Origin of the sequence: Micromonospora sp. C95, assembly GCF_018070465.1 — a bacterium.
In the GTDB taxonomy this organism is placed as follows: Bacteria; Actinomycetota; Actinomycetes; order Mycobacteriales; family Micromonosporaceae; genus Micromonospora.
Window position 1 is genome coordinate 558,262 of record NZ_JAGPXT010000001.1, and the last position, 17,058, is coordinate 575,319.

19 protein-coding genes are annotated in these 17,058 nt (G+C 71.8%); 5 read left to right on the forward strand and 14 right to left on the reverse strand.

The genetic code is table 11. The features are described from left to right. The first annotated feature begins 53 nt into the window (after positions 1-53). Both KBX00_RS02545 and KBX00_RS02550 read left to right on the forward strand, forming a co-directional pair. Complete coding sequence (locus tag KBX00_RS02545) at positions 54-560, forward strand: SigE family RNA polymerase sigma factor (protein ID WP_210822883.1); 507 nt, start codon at positions 54-56, stop codon at positions 558-560. A 343-nt stretch (positions 561-903) separates the two neighbouring features. Next, positions 904-1,407 carry a hypothetical protein gene (locus KBX00_RS02550; protein ID WP_210822735.1) on the forward strand — a complete coding sequence of 168 codons (504 nt, stop codon included), beginning with the start codon at positions 904-906 and terminating at the stop codon, positions 1,405-1,407. A 64-nt stretch (positions 1,408-1,471) separates the two neighbouring features. Here the strand turns inward: KBX00_RS02550 and KBX00_RS02555 are convergent, their stop codons facing one another. From KBX00_RS02555 to KBX00_RS02565, 3 genes are read right to left on the reverse strand one after another with little or no spacing between them, the layout of a single operon-like run. Further along, positions 1,472-3,034: an AMP-binding protein gene (locus KBX00_RS02555; protein WP_210822737.1), complete on the reverse strand. Its 1,563-nt coding sequence runs from the start codon at positions 3,032-3,034 to the stop codon at positions 1,472-1,474. 1 nt (position 3,035) lies between these two features. After that, entirely contained in the window at positions 3,036-4,250 is a 1,215-nt protein-coding gene (locus KBX00_RS02560) for an acyl-CoA dehydrogenase family protein (protein ID WP_210822739.1), read from the reverse strand. A 1-nt stretch (position 4,251) separates the two neighbouring features. Then, the gene (locus KBX00_RS02565; RefSeq protein WP_210822741.1) at positions 4,252-4,704 is read right to left on the reverse strand and encodes an SCP2 sterol-binding domain-containing protein; all 453 of its coding nucleotides are present in this window, start codon (positions 4,702-4,704) and stop codon (positions 4,252-4,254) included. Between the two features lie 121 nt (positions 4,705-4,825). Between KBX00_RS02565 and KBX00_RS02570 the strand changes: the two genes are divergently transcribed. Next, positions 4,826-5,410 carry a TetR/AcrR family transcriptional regulator gene (locus tag KBX00_RS02570; RefSeq protein ID WP_301547244.1) on the forward strand — a complete coding sequence of 195 codons (585 nt, stop codon included), beginning with the start codon at positions 4,826-4,828 and terminating at the stop codon, positions 5,408-5,410. Between the two features lie 11 nt (positions 5,411-5,421). Here the strand turns inward: KBX00_RS02570 and KBX00_RS02575 are convergent, their stop codons facing one another. From KBX00_RS02575 to KBX00_RS02605, 7 genes are all read right to left on the reverse strand, one after another. Then, positions 5,422-6,036 carry a DedA family protein gene (locus tag KBX00_RS02575; RefSeq protein ID WP_210822745.1) on the reverse strand — a complete coding sequence of 205 codons (615 nt, stop codon included), beginning with the start codon at positions 6,034-6,036 and terminating at the stop codon, positions 5,422-5,424. Positions 6,037-6,090: 54 nt separating this feature from the next. Then, positions 6,091-7,383 (reverse strand): adenylosuccinate synthetase, encoded by a 1,293-nt coding sequence (locus KBX00_RS02580; RefSeq protein ID WP_210822885.1) that lies wholly within the window; start codon positions 7,381-7,383, stop codon positions 6,091-6,093. Positions 7,384-7,496: 113 nt separating this feature from the next. Beyond that, positions 7,497-8,456, reverse strand: a complete 960-nt coding sequence (locus KBX00_RS02585) for a hypothetical protein (RefSeq protein WP_210822747.1) — start codon at positions 8,454-8,456, stop codon at positions 7,497-7,499. A 10-nt stretch (positions 8,457-8,466) separates the two neighbouring features. Further along, entirely contained in the window at positions 8,467-9,441 is a 975-nt protein-coding gene (locus KBX00_RS02590) for a serine/threonine protein kinase (protein WP_210822749.1), read from the reverse strand. Next, positions 9,438-10,190 (reverse strand): NUDIX domain-containing protein, encoded by a 753-nt coding sequence (locus KBX00_RS02595; RefSeq protein ID WP_210822751.1) that lies wholly within the window; start codon positions 10,188-10,190, stop codon positions 9,438-9,440. Before KBX00_RS02595 ends, KBX00_RS02590 begins: the two co-directional genes overlap by 4 nt. 84 nt (positions 10,191-10,274) lie before the next feature. Then, positions 10,275-11,132: a MaoC/PaaZ C-terminal domain-containing protein gene (locus KBX00_RS02600; protein WP_301547246.1), complete on the reverse strand. Its 858-nt coding sequence runs from the start codon at positions 11,130-11,132 to the stop codon at positions 10,275-10,277. Positions 11,133-11,422: 290 nt separating this feature from the next. Then, a complete protein-coding gene (locus KBX00_RS02605; protein WP_210822755.1) occupies positions 11,423-12,796 on the reverse strand; it encodes a 3-oxoacyl-ACP reductase in 1,374 nt (457 codons plus the stop codon). A 54-nt stretch (positions 12,797-12,850) separates the two neighbouring features. Between KBX00_RS02605 and KBX00_RS02610 the strand changes: the two genes are divergently transcribed. Further along, complete coding sequence (locus tag KBX00_RS02610; protein ID WP_210822757.1) at positions 12,851-14,143, forward strand: acetyl-CoA C-acetyltransferase; 1,293 nt, start codon at positions 12,851-12,853, stop codon at positions 14,141-14,143. 78 nt (positions 14,144-14,221) lie between these two features. On the opposite strand, the gene KBX00_RS02615 is transcribed toward KBX00_RS02610, so the two are convergent. The 4 genes from KBX00_RS02615 to KBX00_RS02630 all read right to left on the reverse strand — a co-directional run bounded on the left by KBX00_RS02615 (position 14,222) and on the right by KBX00_RS02630 (position 15,540). Continuing rightward, positions 14,222-14,566, reverse strand: a complete 345-nt coding sequence (locus KBX00_RS02615; RefSeq protein ID WP_210822759.1) for a type II toxin-antitoxin system PemK/MazF family toxin — start codon at positions 14,564-14,566, stop codon at positions 14,222-14,224. Beyond that, positions 14,563-14,817 carry a hypothetical protein gene (locus KBX00_RS02620; protein WP_210822761.1) on the reverse strand — a complete coding sequence of 85 codons (255 nt, stop codon included), beginning with the start codon at positions 14,815-14,817 and terminating at the stop codon, positions 14,563-14,565. The genes KBX00_RS02615 and KBX00_RS02620 overlap by 4 nt, the downstream gene beginning before the upstream one ends. 91 nt (positions 14,818-14,908) lie before the next feature. Then, positions 14,909-15,334 (reverse strand): PIN domain nuclease, encoded by a 426-nt coding sequence (locus tag KBX00_RS02625; protein WP_210822763.1) that lies wholly within the window; start codon positions 15,332-15,334, stop codon positions 14,909-14,911. Further along, positions 15,331-15,540 (reverse strand): type II toxin-antitoxin system VapB family antitoxin, encoded by a 210-nt coding sequence (locus KBX00_RS02630; RefSeq protein WP_210822765.1) that lies wholly within the window; start codon positions 15,538-15,540, stop codon positions 15,331-15,333. Before KBX00_RS02630 ends, KBX00_RS02625 begins: the two co-directional genes overlap by 4 nt. Before the next feature lie 90 nt (positions 15,541-15,630). Between KBX00_RS02630 and purB the strand changes: the two genes are divergently transcribed. Further along, positions 15,631-17,055: an adenylosuccinate lyase gene (purB, locus tag KBX00_RS02635; protein ID WP_210822767.1), complete on the forward strand. Its 1,425-nt coding sequence runs from the start codon at positions 15,631-15,633 to the stop codon at positions 17,053-17,055. Positions 17,056-17,058: the final 3 nt, after the last annotated feature.

A 17,058-nucleotide genomic window follows, 5' to 3' on the forward strand; every position in this document is an offset into this window, starting at 1 on the left:
AACCCCACACCTGACGCCCTCCGTTTGAGTGGTGAGGCGAGGAGGTGACCGGGTTGCCGGTGGACTACGAGGGTTACCGCGAGTACGTCGCGGCGCGGCTGGATCCGCTGCGGCGTACCGCGTACCTGCTGTGCGGTGACTGGCACACCGCCGACGACCTGGTGTCGACGGCGTTGGTCAAGCTGCTGCGGCACTGGCGACGGGTGTCCGCGATGGACAATCCCGACGCGTACGTGCGGCGTACCCTGCTGCGGGTCTGGCTGGACGAACGCCGCCGGCCATGGCGTCGGGAAACCTCCTGGTCCGAGGTACCCGACCGGGCGGTCATCCCGGCCGTCGAGGGTACTGCGGACCGGCTGGCCATCCTCGCCCTACTCGCCGAGTTGCCGCCGCGTCGCCGGGCGGTCCTGGTGCTCCGCTACTTCTGCGACCTCTCGGTGGAGGAGACCGCCCAAGAACTCGGCTGTACCACCGGAACAGTGAAGAGCCAGGCTGCCCGGGCCATCGAGACCCTGCGCGGGCGGCTTGTCGGCGACAAGGAGGTACCCACGCATGGATGAGTTGTCCCGACAGATGCGCTCTGCCGTGGTCGCGCCGCCACCGAGCAGGATCTCGGTGGACCGGTTGATTGAGGCCGAGGTTCACCGTAGGCGTCACCGGAGCTGGACAATTGCGGCCACCGCAACCGCTGCTGTTGCCGCCGCCGTCCTGGTGATGCCGAACCTGCTGGCCCGCCATGGGGCCGCTTCCGGTCCGGTCGGCTTCGCAGCCCCGCCGGGCTTGCCTACGGGCTCGGCACCCGCGCTCTGCACAGGTGTGAGCCCGAAGCCTACTGGCCCGCAACCACCGACACAGTCGCACGACACCGTCCGTGCCCGTCCTACCGAGTCGCCCGAGGAGGCGGTGGTCCGGCTGACCGGCGTGTTCCGCGCGATGCTGGGCAGTGCGCTGCCGCCGGGCGTACGCCTGGAGCCGGCGCAGCCAACCTGCACCGAGCCCCAGTTCGTGTACCACCCCAGCTACCGGTGGTACACGGTCGATGGCTCGATCCGGCGCGCCGACGGTGACTCCGGCTTCTTTCAGCTGCGGGTGTTCCCAACCGGCACCGACGAGGCCATGGCCGAACTCTGCAGCGGCGGTCCGGACGAGCTCAGCTGCGAATCCAAGGACTACCCGGACGGCGCGACGGCAGTGGTTCGGGTGAACGAGTTCATGGCTGACGGCCGGCAGCTTTGGGCGCTGCTGAGCAGGCCAGACGGGACCTCGGTGCAGATCATGACGAACAACCTGCACCACGAGGTAATCGGTAACCAGGTCGAGACGACGCTGACCGCGGACGAGCCGCTGCTGACACTGGACCAGCTCGTGACCATTGCCCGCACACCTGGTCTGACCCTCTACCCGTGAACCCACCGACTCGATCCACCAGCAACCGTCGGCAGCTGAGGGCTCGGCGTTCTGCTGGCGGCGGTCAGGCGTAGTAGCGGCGTAGTTCGCGGGTGAGCACCTTGCCGGTGGCGTTGCGGGGCAGGTACCTGACGAAGACGACGTCGCGGGGCACGGAGAAGCGGGCCAGGTAGTGCCGGACGTACTCGCGGACCGCATCGGCGTCGAGGGTCTCGCCGGGGCGCAGGGCGAGGAAGGCGGCGAGCCGCTGGCCGTAGTCGGGGTCGGGTACGCCGATGACGGCGGCCTCGCGCACCTGGGGGAGTTGGGTGAGCAGCTGTTCCACCTCGGCGGGGAAGACGTTCTCGCCGCCGGAGACGATCATGTCGTCGGCGCGGCCGTCCACGAAGAGCAGTCCGTCGGCGTTGACCCGGCCCAGGTCGCCGGTGTCCAGCAGGCCGTCGTGCCGATCCCGGTCGGTACCCGAGGTGTAGCCCTCGAAGAGCATCTCGTTGCCGACCAGGATCCGCCCGACCCGGCCGCCGGGCACCGGCTTGCCGTCGTCGTCGACGATCTCCAGCCGGGTCCCGTGCGGCGGTCTGCCCGCGGTGGTGGGTGCCCGGCGCAGGTCGACGGGGGTGGCGATGGAGGCCCAGGACGCCTCGGTCGAGCCGTACAGGTTGTAGAGCACGTCGCCGTAGGTGTCCATGAACGCCGCCGGCAGCCCGCCGGGCAGCGCCGAGCCGCTCACCGCGACCACCTTCAGCGGCGGTCGGTGCTCCGGCGCCGGCAGCTCCATCAGCCGTTGCAGCATCACCGGCACCGCGAACAGTGCCTGGCAGCGGTGCCGAACCAGGGCGTCCAGGGTGGCGGCCGGGTCGAAGCGTCGGTGCAGCACGATGGTGGCCCGCAGGGCGAAGCAGACCTGGAGGGCCGCGTACCCCCAGGTGTGGAAGATCGGGGCGGCGATCAGCACCCGGTCCCGCACGTGCAGCGGGATCCGGTCGATGATGGACACCAACGGGCCGAAGCCGTTCGGGGTGGGTCGGCGGGCGCCCCTGGGCGCACCGGTGGTGCCGGAGGTGAGCACGATGATCCGGCCGTCCCGCTCGGGCGGGTGAAGGTCACCGGGCAGGGCGGTGTCGATCAGTTCGTTGCGGGCCTGCTCGTCGAGGCGGTGCAGGTCCGCCGGCAGCCCGAGGGCCCGTTCGGTGAACTCGTCGTCGTGCACCAGGACCCGCAGCCGCTGCTCCTGCGCCACGGTGGCCAGCTGCGCCGGCGAGAGCCCGGTGTTGACCAGTACGGCGTCGGCGCCCAGCAGCGTGGCGGCGACGACGGTCTCGATCAGGCCCGGGTGGTTGCGGCAGAGCACGGCGACCCGGTCGCCGGCCTGGACGCCGAGTGCGGCACGCAGCGCGCGGGCGAGCCGCATGGACCGGTCGAGCAGCTCGGCGTACGTCAGTTCGGTGCCCTGCTCGTCGATGACGGCGACCCGGCCCGGGTCCCGGGCCGCCGCCTGGCGCAGTTCGCCGGCGAGGCTCCAACCCCACTTGCGCAGCGCGCTGAGCTGGGAAGCGACGCGGATCGGGCGGCCCGGGGCGAGCAGGCCCCGCCGGGTCAGCGTGCCGACGATGAACGGCAGATCCATGTCAGCGGATCTGCATCCCGGAGATCGCCCGGGAGATGACCAGCCGCTGGATCTCCGAGGTGCCCTCGAAGATGGTGTAGATCTTGGCGTCCCGGTACCAGCGCTCGACCGGGTGGTCCCGCAGGAAGCCGGCGCCACCGAGCAGCTGGACCGCCTTCTCGGTCACCGAGACGGCTACCTCGCCGGCCTTGAGCTTGGACATCGAGCCCTCACCGGCGGTGAACGGCCGGTTGTTCCGGCCCATCCAGGAGGCCCGCCAGACCAGCAGCCGGGCGGCGTCGATCTCCATCCGCATGTCGGCCAGCGTGAAGGCGACCGCCTGGTTGGTGATGATCGGCCGCCCGAACTGGAACCGCTCCTTCGCGTAGTCCAGGGCGTACTCGTACGCGGCCCGGGCCACGCCGAGCGCCTGCGCGCCGACGGTGGGGCGGGACAGCTCGAACGTACGCATGGCGGCCTGGCCGGAGGCGCGTTGCCCGGTGCGGGCGCGGGCCAGGCGTTCCTCAAGCGCCTCCTTGCCGCCGAGCAGGCACCGACCCGGTACCCGGACGTCGTCGAGGAAGACGTCGGCCGTGTGCGAGGCGCGCAGGCCGAGCTTGCGCAGCTTGCGGGTGCTGCTGAGTCCGGCGGTGCCGGGCGGTACGACGAACGCGGCCTGTCCCCGCGAGCCCAGTTCCGGCTCGATCGAGGCGGTCACCACGTGCACTCCGGCGATCCCGCCGTTGGTGGCGTACGCCTTCTGCCCGCGCAGCACCCACTCGTCGGTGGCCTCGTCGTAGGTCGCCCGGGTACGCATGGCGGCGACGTCGGAACCGGCCTCCGGCTCGGAGGAGCAGAAGGCGGCGACGGCCGGGGAGTCGGTGTCGCCGAAGCACTGCGGCACCCATTCGACGAGTTGGTCCGGGGTGCCCGCGCCGTAGATGGCGGCGACCGCGAGCGAGGTGCCGAAGATGCTCAGCCCGATGCCGGCATCGCCCCAGAACAGTTCCTCGCTGGCGATCGGCAGCGACAGCCCGGTGGGGTCGGCCCAGCAGGTGGCGAGGAACTCGAAACCGTAGAGCCCGACCTTCGCCGCCTCCTGAATGACCGGCCAGGGGGTTTCCTCGCGGTCGTCCCACTCGGCCGCGGCCGGGCGCACGACCTCGCTGGCGAAGCCGTGCACCCAGTCCCGTAGATCCCGCTGTTCCTCGTTCAGGTCGAGCGAGAACTCGACCATGTCAGGCCTTGGGGATGTCGAAGAGGTTCGCGATGTTGGCGGCCAGGCCCAGGTCGCCCTTTGCCTTGAGCTTGCCGGTCATGAACATCATGACCGGGTTGGCGCTGCCGGAGACGATCTTCAGGAACTCGACCGGGCCCAGGGTCAGGCTCAGCCGGGGGTCGTGCTGCGGGGTCTCGTTGACCGTGCAGGTGCCGTCGGCGATGACCACCTCGTAGGTGTCGGTGCCGCCGTCCGGGGCGCCGGTGATGTTCCAGTGGATGACCGCGTTGGTGTTGCCGGCCCGGTCGGCGCGGAACATCTGCGGCATCCGCCCGAAGACCTCGCCGAGGATCTTGCCCCGCAGGTCACCCGACATCACCTCGGCCAGCTTGCTCTCCGGGGTGTTCTTGACGAGCTGGGCGAACTCCTTCGGGCCGACGTTGGCGAAGTTGGCCGGGTCGAAGTCAGTCATGGGAAAGCACCTCTCGGACAGTGGCTACTCGTGCGTAACCTTACGCACGGGTAGGTATGCTCGCAAGGTGCCCACCGGTCCCGCGTTCAAACGCCTCCCGCGCGCCGTACGGCAGCAGCAGATGCTCGACTCTGCGGTGCGGATCTTCTCCCGACGCGGCTACCACGGTGCCAGCATGGACGAGATCGCCGAGGTGGCGGGCATCTCCAAGCCCATGGTGTACGCGTACCTGGGCACCAAGGAGGAACTCTTCGTCGCCTGCCTGCACCGTGAGGGCACCCGGATGATGGAGGCGATCGCCGGTGCCGCCGCCCCCGACCTGCCCGCCGACGAGCGACTCTGGCGTGGGCTACGGGCGTTCCTCGGCTTCGTCGGCGCGCACCGGGACGGCTGGGCGGTGCTCTACCGGCAGGCCCGCGCCGAGCAGCCCTTCGCGGGTGAGCTGACCGTGATGCGGGCCCGGCTGGTGGAGGTGGTCGCCGGGATGCTCGACCACGCGCTGCGCGCCGAGGGGCGCGAGGTGGCCGACACCGAGCTGGAGGTCGTCGCGTACGCGCTTGTCGGTGCGAGCGAGTCACTTGCCGACTGGCTGGCCGACCATCCGGAGGCCGACCCGGAGAAGACCGCCACGCAGATGATGAACGTCGCCTGGCTCGGCGCCGGGCAACTGCTGCGCGGCCTGACCTGGCATCCGCCCGAGGCGTGACCGGCCGGGCCTCAGCGCCGTGCGGCACGGTGGTGGGCGCGGCGGCGCAGCCTGCGGGCCAGCTGCACCAGCAGCGTCACCGCGATCGACAGGCCGATGCCGGCCAGGATCCCGTAGATCGGCTCCCGCTCGAAGGCCAGCCCGCCGACGAGGCCGAGCAGCACCAAGTAGAGCGCCCACGTGCCGGCACCGATCAGGTCGTAGAGCAGAAACGGACGCAGTGGGTAGCGCACCGCCCCCATGGTCAGGGTGACCGCCGTCCGCCCGCCGGGCAGGTATCGGGCGGAGGTCAGGATGACGCCGCCGTGCCGGCACACCGCCCGCCGCGCCCACTGCGATCCGGCCCGACGTCGGCTGTCCTCCGGCGAACGATCCAGACGACCCGAGCCGCCGCCGCGCCCGATGGCGTAGGAGACGTGGTCGCCGAGCACGGCACCCAGCATGGTCACCACGATCACCACCACCAGATTCGGCTCGCCGCCGGTGGCGAGGACGGTGACGGTGATGACCGCCGCCTCGGCCGGCACCAGCGGGAAGACCGCGTCGATCGCGGTGAGCCCGAACAGCAGGAGATACACCCACGGCGAGGTGAGCGTGTGCCGAAGCAGGTCGAGCGCGGCCTCCATGAATACATGCTCGCCGCCGGGCGACGACACCGGGGCGGGACGGACGGATCACCGCTAATGGGGCCTTCCACCCACCGTCGACCGGGTAATCGTGCCGCGCTCGGCGCGAGCGGCGTCGAGCTGAACCGTCCGCACCCGCTTGTCCTCGGCGGTCGGGCCGTGGGAGGTGAGCACGACGGGCACGCCAAGCGCCTGCTCCACCGCCGTGGGCCAGTCGACCGGCGGCGGTGCGTCGTACACCGGTCTGGCCCGCAGCAGGCGGGTGGTGAGCGCCGCCTGCCGGTTGAGGTCGCCGGCTGGGCCGGGCACCAGCTCGGCCGAGTCGGCGTAGCGGTGGCAGATCCGCAGGTCGAAACCGTGACCGACGAGATCCAGGTGGGTAAGCGCCAGGCCGTCGACCCCACCGGCCACCGCCAGGGCGTACGCGTGGGCGACGGCGTCGAAGTGGCCGAACCGGAAACGGCCCTGCCACGGGTTCGTCGGGTTGTGCGGATCGGTCAACCCGAGCGCCGGATCCTCGGTCACCAGCGGGCCCGGCCCGTGTCGGGTGGTGACCGTGCGCAGCACCCCCAGCCGGGTTGCCGATCCGGCCAGCCCCGCCTCGGCCAGCAGCGCCTCGGCGTTGGTGGCGGTGGTGGTGCTCCACGTCGTGTACGGGTGGAAGCCGTGCCACTCGTCCAGCAGCACCCCCTGCGCGCCCTCGAACACGCAGGTGCCGGCGCGCAGCTCCGCGCCGAGCCAGCTCCGGTCGACGATCGCCACCCGGTCGGCGAAGGCCCGGTACGCGGGCAGACAGTCGGCGACCGGCGGGGCGTCCAGCGGGCCGAGTTCGGCGCTGAGCCGGTCCCGCAGCGCGGTCAGCCGGCGGCGCAGCAGCTCCGGGCTACGGCAGTCCGCCACCCGGGGTGCCTGGTCGGGGTGGGCGAGACCGTACGCGACGGCCTCGCCCACCCCCAGCCCGCAGGAACCGTGCCGGTCGGCTCCACGGGCCAGCTCGCGGGCCCGGTTGGCGGCCCGGTGGTACGGGGTGGCCAGCAGCGCCTCCCCGTCCACGGTCAGCCGGTCGAGCGCGTCGGGCACCCCGACGACGGCGAGGTGGTCCGCCTCGGCGGCCAGCGCCAGCGGGTCCACCACCACGTGCCGGGACAGGTGGGTCCGCACCCCGGGACGGAAGGTGCCGGCCCCGAACTGGGCGAACGTGTGGTGCCGGCCGTCGCGCAGCACGACGTTGTGTGCCGCCTGCGCACCCCCGTTGAACCGCACCACCGTCCGCACCGGCCGGGTCGCGCAGAGCCAGTCCACGACCGTGCCCTTGCCCGCGTCGCCGTACCCGAGGTCGACCACGATCACGTGCTGGCCGTGCGGCCCCCTCGCCGCCGGCCCGCTGATCGACCACCGGCCCGGCCCGGCCGTACCGCCGGCCACCGTGCCGCCCGGGACCACACCCGCCGCCGCCCGGGTCACAGCCGGACCACTCCGCGACCGGTGGTCCGGCCGGTCGGCAGCTTCGACACCTCGGCCCGGGCTCTCCCGTCCAACCGGGCCAGCGCCTTCGACACCGTGCCGGTGGCGGACGAGCCGGCCCGGTCCAGGTCCCGCAGACCCTGTTCGAGGTCGATGGCCTGTTCGCCGAGACCGACGGTGAGTGCGATGGTCTCGCAGACCGCGGCCAGGTCGTCCAGCTCCAGGGCACGCTGGCCGAGCAGGTCGCGCCAGAAGTCGAGCACCCGGCGGTTGCCCGAGTAGTGGCTGCCGGCGGGCAGCAGGTAGTAGGTATCCCACTTGCGGGTGACCTCGTCGACGATCTGCCGCACCGGCACGTCCTCGCGCAGGTCGTCCGCGACGAGCCGACTCACCTCGCCGGCCTTCACCTGCGGGTACGCCAGCTCGTCGCCGATCACGAACAGGTAGCCGCGCCGGCCGCGCTTCTCCCAGCTGTCGGTGATCGTGCGCCGGGCCATGAAGTACAGCGCCAGCTCGTACGACTCCCGCATCTGGCCACCACCGCCGCCCTCCAGCACGATCCGGCCGAGGTCGTCGTCCATCCGGTTGTCGGACTCGAACTGCCCCACCTGCAACGGCACCCGATCACAGGTGGCGTCCCCGATCGCGCCGAACATGATCTGCGGGTCGCGGGCGTAGCCCTGGCGCAGCAGCAGGCCCAGCAACTGCGGCAGCTTGGCCTGGAGCACGCGGGGCACGTGCCCCATCGAGCCGGTCACGTCGAACAGGACCGCGACGGGGGTGGACCGGGGGTGCTCCGCGCTGTCCCGGCTCTCCCGTACCGCGCCGCGCGGGTCCAGCGCCGGGTGCACCACCCGGGCTCCGCTGTCGCTGTAGGAGAAGGCGCTGGTGCCGGTGGCCCGGCGGTAGCGGTCGGCGGCGTCGTACACATCGGTGGACCATGCTCCGCTGCCCATGGCAGCCTCCTTAGGGGTTGAGGGTGAAGGGGCGGAAGGTTCGCGGCCCGTAGAGCCGGTGCAGCACCTCGTCCAGTTCGCGCAGCAGCAGCCAGGCGTCGTCGGGGCGGGACCGCAGGAACCGTTGCCGGCAGCCCTTGGCGAAGTCGAGCAGCTGGCGTGGGGCGTCGCGGTTCAGCAGCCAGGTCATGCATCGGGTGGCCATGAAGATGTCGGTGCCGGGCCCGCACGGGCCACGGTCGGGCACCTCGGGCGGGTACCACGTGTCGTGGTCGGGCACCATCGCCGGCACCCTGCCACCGAGCGGGGTGGAGAAGCACCAGTCGACGAGCACCACGCCGTGGGCATCGGGGTCGATGAGCACGTGCGTTGGCAGCACCGCACCGTGCACCAGGCCCGCCCGGTGCGCCAGGCCGAGGGCGACCAGGAGCCGACGCCACATCCACGCCACGTCCCGGGCGTCCAGCCCGTCCGGATAGGCGCGCCGCACCTCGACCAGGCTGTGCAGCCCGGGCGCGGTGCCGAGCACGGTGATCCGGCGTTCCGCGCCGGTGTCGGCGTCGCGGTGGGTGAAGCTGTCCACCAGCCGGGGCACGTACGGCAGCCAGCGCGGGTCACCCCGTTCGGCGAGCGTGCGCAGGGCGCGTTGCTCGCGGACCATCAGGTCGTTGTCGGCCGCGTCGCGTGGCAACTTGAGCAGCCGGTCCGCACCGACGTCGTACAGGTCGGCGAGGTCGCCGGAGTACGCGGGCCGCCCGCACCGGTAACCGTGCAACACGGTGGCTCGCCGGGCCCGCCAGCGGTTGGTGACCCGGAGGAAGGCGGCGGTGGCGGCATCTCGGATCCCCGGACCGGCCCAACCGAGCCGGTCCGGGTGCAGGGCACCGACGAGTTCCCGGTAGCGCCGCTCCGGCGCGTCGCCACCGAACAGCTCATCGTCGTCACGGGCGGTGGTCACCAGGCGGATCGCCTCGTCGGTGGTCATCGCACCGTCTCCTCGCGCGCCGGGCGCAGCAGCGCCGGGTGCAGCAGCCGCGCGTCGCCGGCCCGGTAGAGCCGGGCCCTCGGGCCGCCCCGGGTACCGCCGCGTTCGGTGCTGGCGCCGGTGCTCTCCACGAAGCCCGGCACCGAGAGCACCTTGCGGTGGAAGTTGCCGGCGTGCAGCTGGTGCCCCCAGACCGTCTCGTAGACGGCCCGCAGCTCCCCGATGGTGAACTCGGGTGCGAGGAAGCGGGTGGCCAGCGGGGTGTATTCCAGTTTGGCGCGCGCCCGCTCCAACCCGTCGGCGACGATCTGGCCATGGTCGAAGGCGAGTTGCCGGTTGGTCAGCTCGGCGACCGGCACCCAGACCGCCTCGTCGGCGTCGGTGCCGGCCGTCGCGTCCGGCAGGTCGGGGGCGAAGGCGAGATGAGCGATCGAGACGATCCGCATCCGGGGATCGCGGTCGGGCGCGCCGTATGAGGCCAGCTGCTCGACGTGGACGCGGCGGAGCGGCTCGCCGTCGAGACCGGTCTCCTCGGCCAGTTCGCGTCGGGCGGCGGCCACCAGATCCTCGTCCGGCCGGACGAAACCGCCGGGAAGGGCCCAGAGGCCGGCGTGCGGCTGCTCGCCCCGGCGAATCAACAGCAGGTGCGCAGCGCCGTCGCGGATGGTCAGGGCAACGACGTCGACGGTGACCGCGACCGCCGGGTAGGCGCGCGGGTCGTAGGCGGCGAGGAAATCCTGTTCGTTCACGTTCGGTCACTCTCATTTAGAGAACATCTCGACTTGAGAAGAACCTAGCTGAAAAGGCGGGGCCGGGCAAGTGCCCGGCCCCGCTCAGCGGATGGTGCCCGCCAGATGCGGGCGACCCCGCCGGTCGTACAGGCTGAAATCCCAGCCCGGATCGAGCGCGGTGGCGCTGAAGGCCACCGCGCCGGGCAGCGGCACCGGCAACTTGAACACCACGTCCACCGTGTACGCATCGGGCAGCCGGCTCTCCAGTGCCGCGAGGCACCGCGCCTTGCTCCACATGCCGTGCGCGATGGGCCGGGGGAAGCCGAGCAGCCGCGCGCCCAGCCACGAGGTGTGGATCGGGTTGTGGTCGCCGGAGACCCGCGCGTAGTCCGTACCCACCCGGGGCGTGACGGTCCAGCGGGCGGTGGCGGCCGGCGGTGCGGGCCGCTCACCGTGGTCGCGCCGCTCGCCGCCGTCCGGGGTGCGCTGCCGGCCGAGGTACGTCGAGACGCCGCGCCACACCTCCTCGCCGTCGACCGACCCGACGAGTACGACGTCCAGCTGCCGCCCCCGGTCGTGCGGGCGCAGATTCTCGGCCCAGGTGGTGAAGTCCAGCCGGTCGGTGACGGTGACCGGTCGGCGTACCGTGATCCGGTTGCCGACGTGCACCACCCCGGTCAGCGGGATCGGGAAGTCCGGTGCGGTGATCAGACGCAGCGCCAACGGAAAGCCCATGACGTGCGGGAAGGTAGCGGGCAGCCGGTCGGCGAGGCGGAACCCGCAAACCCGGTCGTAGTCGGCCAGCAGCTCCGGATCGACCGTCACCCCGGCGACGGCCAACTCCACCGCCGGTACCGCGGCGGCGCGCCGGCCACCCAGCCCCGGCACCGCGTTCAGCAGCGCCCGCCGGTACAGCGGCCCGGCCGCCGGCACCCGGGACAGTTCCACCCGGGCCCGCATTGCGGGGTCGCCAGGGGCGGCCGCAGCACCGGCCGGGCCACCGACAGCGGCACCGGCTGCCCGCGTGCCGGCGTGGCTCGTCTGCGCCGGCTGATCCGTCGACGGGTTGGAGTGCCCGCCGCCCGGGGCGAGGTGGGACAGGTCGCGGGTGGCCTCCAGGTCGTCGCCGTCCGCCCGTCGGGCGAGCGCGGCGGCCCGGATCTCCGGGGTCAGGATCTCGGTCGGCCCGTCGATCAGCTCGCCGACCGAGAGATCGTCGCTCGGCTCGTCCCCGCGTTTACGCCTGGCCATCACGCCCCCAGCAGGCTCTGGCCGCAGACCCGGACCACGTTGCCGCTCACCGCACCGGAGGCCGGCCAGGCGAGCCAGCCGATCGTCTCCGCGACGTCCACCGGCAATCCGCCCTGCGAGAGGCTGTTCATCCGGCGGCCGGCCTCCCGCAGCGCCAGCGGGATCCGGGCGGTCAGCCGGGTCTCGATGAATCCGGGGGCGACCGCGTTGACGCTGATCTGCCGCTCGCGCAGCGCCGGGGCGAGCGAGTCGACAAGCCCGATGACCCCGGCCTTGCTGGTGGCGTAGTTGGTCTGGCCCCGGTTGCCGGCGATCCCGGCGATCGAGGAGACACCGATGATCCGCCCGCCGGCCGGGACCAATCCGCGCTCCAGCAGCAGGTCGTTGATCCGTTCCTGGCTGGACAGGTTGACGTCGATGACCTGGTCCCACCGGTCGGCGTCCATCCGGCCGAGGGTCTTGTCCCGGGTGATGCCGGCGTTGTGCACCACCACGTCCACCCGCCCGTGCCGGCTGGCCAGGTGCTCGGCGAGCCGGGCCGGTGCGTCGGCGGCGGTCAGGTCGAGCTGCACGGCGCTGCCGCCGATCTCGTTTGCCACCGCGGCCAACTCGTCCCCGGCGGCCGGCACGTCCAGCGCCACCACGGTCGCCCCGTCGCGGGCCAGCACCCGCGCCAGCGCCGCGCCGATGCCCCGGGCCGCGCCGGTGACCAGCACCACCTGCCCGTCGAGTGGGCGGTCCCAGTCGGCCGGAGCGGTGGCCTGGCCGGCACCGACCCGGATGACCTGCCCCGACACGTACGCGGAACGACCCGACAGCAGGAACCGCAGGGTCGCCTCCAGGCTGGTCCAGGTCCCCGCGTCGGCGTTTCGCGTGACGTACACCAGCTGCGCGGTGATGCCGCGACCGAACTCCTTGCCGATGCTGCGGGTCAACCCCTCCAGTGCCCGTTGGGCGGTCGCCTCCCGGGGCGTGCCGCACTCGGCCGGCGGGGTGCCCAGCACGATCACCCGGCCGTTGGGCTGCACCGCTCGGGCCTGCGGGTGGAAGAAGTCGTAGAGCTGGCGCAGTTGGGACGACTCGGTGATGCCGGTAGCGTCGAAGACGAGAGCGGCGCTCTCCGGCGTACGACCGGTTGCCGGATCGGGCACCGCGGTGGCCGGGTCGCGCAGCGCGAGCCCGGCGGCGGCCAGCGCCTTGCCGACCGGTTCGGTGAGCCGCCCGCCGGTGGCGGCACCGAGCAGGACCAGCCCGGGCAGAATCGGCTCGCCGGGTGCGTGCCGGCGCAGTCGCGGCGGATCGGGCAGCCCGAGGCGCTTGACCAGCGCCCGCCCGGCCCCCGACTGGACGAAGCTCGCATACCTGTCGGTCATAGGCGTAGCCTACTGGTGAGTAAGGTGCGGGCAACACTTTCGAGGAGGCGGATCGTGCAGAACGTTCGACGGGTCGCGGTCATCGGTGGCAACCGGATCCCCTTCGCCCGCTCCAACTCGCGCTACGCCAGCGCCGCCAACTCGGACATGCTCGGTGCCGCACTGGATGGGCTGATCGCCCGGTTCGGCCTGGCCGGGCAGCGGGTCGGCGAGGTCGTCGCCGGTGCGGTGCTCAAGCACGCAAAGGACTTCAACCTCACCCGCGAGGTGGTGCTCGGCTCCAAGCTCGACCCGCGCACCCCGGCGTACGACATCCAGCAGGCGTGCGGCACCGGACTGGAGGCCGTCATCCTGGTCGCCAACAAGATCGCCCTCGGTCAGCTCGACGTCGGCATCGCCGGTGGCGTCGACACCACCTCCGACGCGCCGCTCGCGGTCAACGAGGACATGCGCCGCACCCTGCTCAAGCTCAACTCCGCCCGCACGCTCGGCGAGCGGCTCCGGATCGCCGCGAAACTGCGCCCGGCCCAGCCGTTCAGGCCGGAGGTCCCCCGCAACGCCGAGCCGCGTACCGGCTTGTCCATGGGCGAGCACGCCGCGCAGACCGCGCTGCGCTGGAACGTCGACCGGCAGGCGCAGGACGAGTTGGCGCTGCGGTCGCACCAGCGGTTGGCCGCCGCGTACGACAAGGGCTTCTTCGACGACCTGATGACGCCCTACCTGGGCCTGACCCGCGATCAGAACCTGCGCCCGGACACCACCCTGGAGAAACTGGGCACGCTGCGGCCGGTCTTCGGCGCCAAGGGGCCGGACGCCGAACGGGCCACCATGACCGCCGGCAACTCGTCTCCGCTCACCGACGGCGCCTCCACCGTGCTGCTGGCCAGCGAGGACTGGGCGCGCGAGCACAACCTGCCGGTGCTGGCCTGGTTCTCCTGGTCCGAAACGGGCGCGGTGGACTTCGTGCACGGCGAGGAGGGGCTGCTGATGGCACCGGCGTACGCGGTGCCCCGGCTGCTCGACCGGGCCGGGCTCACTCTCCAGGACTTCGACTACTACGAGATCCACGAGGCGTTCGCCTCGCAGGTGCTGGCGACCCTGGCGGCCTGGGAGTCGCCGGAGTTCTGCAAGGACCGGCTCGGCCTGGACGCCCCGCTCGGTGCCATCGACACCGACAAGCTCAACGTGAACGGTTCCTCGCTGGCGGCCGGTCACCCGTTCGCCGCCACCGGCGGCCGGATCGTCGCCACCCTGGCCAAACTGCTGGCCGAGAAGGGCAGCGGACGCGGGCTGATCTCGATCTGCGCGGCCGGCGGCCAGGGTGTGACAGCGATCCTGGAGCGCTGAGCCGGAGGCTGAGACGGGACGTGCGTCGCCAGAGGTGGAGTGATTGTCCGGGCCCTGCGGAACCGGTGCGCAGCCGGCTCACAGGTCGATCATCTGTCGGAGTACCCGGCGCACGTCAGTCACCTGCTCCGGGCTCAGCCGGTACACCGGCCCGCGGCCGGTCAGCCGGCTTGCCGGCACCGTCCGCACCTGCTCGGTGATGACCCACCCCGTCCGCCCGCCGGGCACCTCGATCGCCACCCGGTGCAGCCAGCCGGGTCGCTCCCGGGTCGTCAACGGCAGCACGCTGACCAGCGCGCCTGCGGTCAGATCAAGATGGAAACGGGACGACACGACCAGGGCCGGTCGTTGCCCGGCCTGCTCGCGGCCTTCGGTCGGGTCGAAGTCGAGCCACCAGACCTCCCACGGTCGGATCCGGCTCACTCCTGCTCGTTCCACGGGTCACCGACGGGCGCCTCGGCCCGGTGCCACTCCTCCGATTCGACGAGGAACTCCGCCCAGCCGTCCGGGTCGACCGCGCGATAGTGGTCCATCGCGGCGACCGCCTTGGCCCGCCAGTGCTCCTCCAGCAGGCGCTTGACTGCTTCGTCGGCGGTCACCCCGCCGAAGTCCTCGGCGGCGACCCGGAGCACCTGCTCCCGGGTCTCCAGGCTGACCCGCATCATCGTCGTCATCAATTGAGTATACGGGACCGTAAACGCTGTGGTTGCACGGTATCGCGGCCCATCAGGAGTCGGGATGTGCCCTGAACGCAGATCAGCGGACTTACTTGATGCTGCCGGCGGGGGCCAACCAGCGCATCGGCTGGCCGGTCACGGTCGAGATCTGGTCGAAGTCGCGGTCGAAGTGCAGCAGGGACAGCCCGTGATATTCGGCGGTCGCGGCGATCAGCAGGTCGACTGCTCCGGCTGAGCGGTGGGCGCCTCGGTCGGTCAACTCGCTCTGGATCTCGGCCGCCCGTTCGTAGCCCCGTTCCGATACCGGCACCCAACTGAACACGGTACGGAGTAGCGCCATCAGTCTGGCGCGGTCGCTGGCCGAGCGGGCCGAGTAGAGGAACTCCAACTCGACCAGCGGGCAGACGGCGAGCAGGCCGGCGACGAGTGGCTGCTCCCAGCGAGCCCGTACAGTCGGATCCCGCAGCAGCCGGACGAGCGCACTGGTGTCGACGAGATACTCCGCGTAGCTCATGCCCGGTAGGTCGTCTTCTCCAAGAGTTCGTCAAAATCGCCCGCCTCGGCCCGGTCGCTCAGCTCGGCGAGCGCCCGGGCGCGGCGCAATCGTGCCGCCGCTTCACGCAGGGCGACGTTGACGGTGTCCTTCTTGGTCTTGGTGCCGAACGCGGCGGCCGCGTCGGCCAGTGCCTCGTCGTCGACGTCCACCAAGATCTTGGTCATTGAGCACCCCCCTATATACGACTTGCGAAAGCAGTATATCCGGCCGGACCCGCGCGGGTGGCCGCGCCGCGGTATCGCAAGAATGGGTCCGTGACGATGATTCCCAACGTGCTGGCCAACCGGTACGCCTCGCCCGAGCTGGTCACTCTCTGGTCGCCGGAGGAGAAGATCCGGCTGGAACGGCGACTCTGGCTGGCCGTGCTGCGGGCCCAGCGGGACCTGGGCGTGCCGGTGCCGGACGGGGTGGTCGAGGCGTACGAGCGGGTGCTCGACGATGTCGACCTGGCCTCGATCGCGGCGCGGGAACGGGTCACCCGGCACGACGTGAAGGCCCGGATCGAGGAGTTCAGCGCGCTCGCCGGGCACGAGCACGTGCACAAGGGGATGACCTCCCGGGATCTCACCGAGAACGTCGAGCAACTCCAGGTGCGCCGCTCGCTGGAGCTGATCCGGGACCGGGTGGTGGCCACGCTGGCCCGGCTCGCCTGGCACGCCCACGAGTACGCCGACGTGGTGATGGCCGGCCGTTCGCACAACGTGGCGGCGCAGGCCACCACGCTGGGCAAGCGCTTCGCGTCGGCCGCCGAGGAGCTGCTGATCGCGTACGAGCGGCTGGAGGACCTGATCGCCTGGTACCCGCTGCGCGGGATCAAGGGGCCGGTGGGTACCGCCGCCGACCAGCTCGACCTCTTCGACGGCGACGCGGACAAGGTCGCCGAACTGGAGCGGCGGGTTGCCGAGCACCTCGGCTTCAGCCGGGTGCTGGACAGTGTGGGGCAGGTGTACCCGCGCTCGATCGATTTGGCCGTGATCTCCGCGCTGGCGCAGGTGGCGGCGGCACCGTCGTCGCTTGCCACCACGATCCGGCTGATGGTCGGTCAGGAGTTGGCCACCGAGGGGTTCAAGCCGGGCCAGGTCGGCTCCAGCGCGATGCCGCACAAGATGAACACCCGCTCGTCGGAGCGGGTGAACGGCTTCGCGGTGATCATCCGGGGCTACCTGTCGATGGTCGGCGAGCTGGCCGGTGACCAGTGGAACGAGGGCGACGTCTCCTGCTCGGTGGTGCGCCGGGTGGCCCTGCCGGACGCCTTCTTCGCCGCCGACGGCCTGTTCCAGACGTTCCTCACCGTGCTTGACGAGTTCGGCGCGTACCCGGCGGTGATCAACCGGGAGCTGGAGCGGTTCCTGCCGTTCCTGGCCACCACCAAGATCCTGGTGGCCGCCGTCCGCCGGGGTGTGGGCCGGGAGACCGCCCACGAGGCGATCAAGGAGCACGCCGTCGCGGTCGCCCTGGCGATGCGGGAGAAGGGCACCCCCGACAACGACCTCTTCGACCGCCTGGCCGCCGACAGCCGCCTGGGCCTGACCCGTCCCGAGATCGACGCCCTGGTAGCCGACCGCGCCGCCTTCGTAGGCGCCGCCCCCGCCCAGATCCAGGCAGTCACCGCCAGGATCACCAAAATCGTCCAATCCCACCCCCACCCCGCCACCTACTCCCCACCCCCCATCCTCTAACCC

Excerpts from the sequence above, each read along its gene's own strand:
- KBX00_RS02555 (WP_210822737.1), bottom strand. The coding sequence starts at position 3,034 with ATGGATCTGCCGTTCATCGTCGGCACGCTGACCCGGCGGGGCCTGCTC.
- KBX00_RS02560 (WP_210822739.1), bottom strand. The coding sequence starts at position 4,250 with ATGGTCGAGTTCTCGCTCGACCTGAACGAGGAACAGCGGGATCTACGG.
- KBX00_RS02565 (WP_210822741.1), bottom strand. The coding sequence starts at position 4,704 with ATGACTGACTTCGACCCGGCCAACTTCGCCAACGTCGGCCCGAAGGAG.
- KBX00_RS02570 (WP_301547244.1), top strand. The coding sequence starts at position 4,826 with ATGCTCGACTCTGCGGTGCGGATCTTCTCCCGACGCGGCTACCACGGT.
- KBX00_RS02575 (WP_210822745.1), bottom strand. The coding sequence starts at position 6,036 with ATGGAGGCCGCGCTCGACCTGCTTCGGCACACGCTCACCTCGCCGTGG.
- KBX00_RS02585 (WP_210822747.1), bottom strand. The coding sequence starts at position 8,456 with ATGGGCAGCGGAGCATGGTCCACCGATGTGTACGACGCCGCCGACCGC.
- KBX00_RS02590 (WP_210822749.1), bottom strand. The coding sequence starts at position 9,441 with ATGACCACCGACGAGGCGATCCGCCTGGTGACCACCGCCCGTGACGAC.
- KBX00_RS02600 (WP_301547246.1), bottom strand. The coding sequence starts at position 11,132 with ATGCGGGCCCGGGTGGAACTGTCCCGGGTGCCGGCGGCCGGGCCGCTG.
- KBX00_RS02605 (WP_210822755.1), bottom strand. The coding sequence starts at position 12,796 with ATGACCGACAGGTATGCGAGCTTCGTCCAGTCGGGGGCCGGGCGGGCG.
- KBX00_RS02620 (WP_210822761.1), bottom strand. The coding sequence starts at position 14,817 with ATGACGACGATGATGCGGGTCAGCCTGGAGACCCGGGAGCAGGTGCTC.
- KBX00_RS02625 (WP_210822763.1), bottom strand. The coding sequence starts at position 15,334 with ATGAGCTACGCGGAGTATCTCGTCGACACCAGTGCGCTCGTCCGGCTG.
- KBX00_RS02630 (WP_210822765.1), bottom strand. The coding sequence starts at position 15,540 with ATGACCAAGATCTTGGTGGACGTCGACGACGAGGCACTGGCCGACGCG.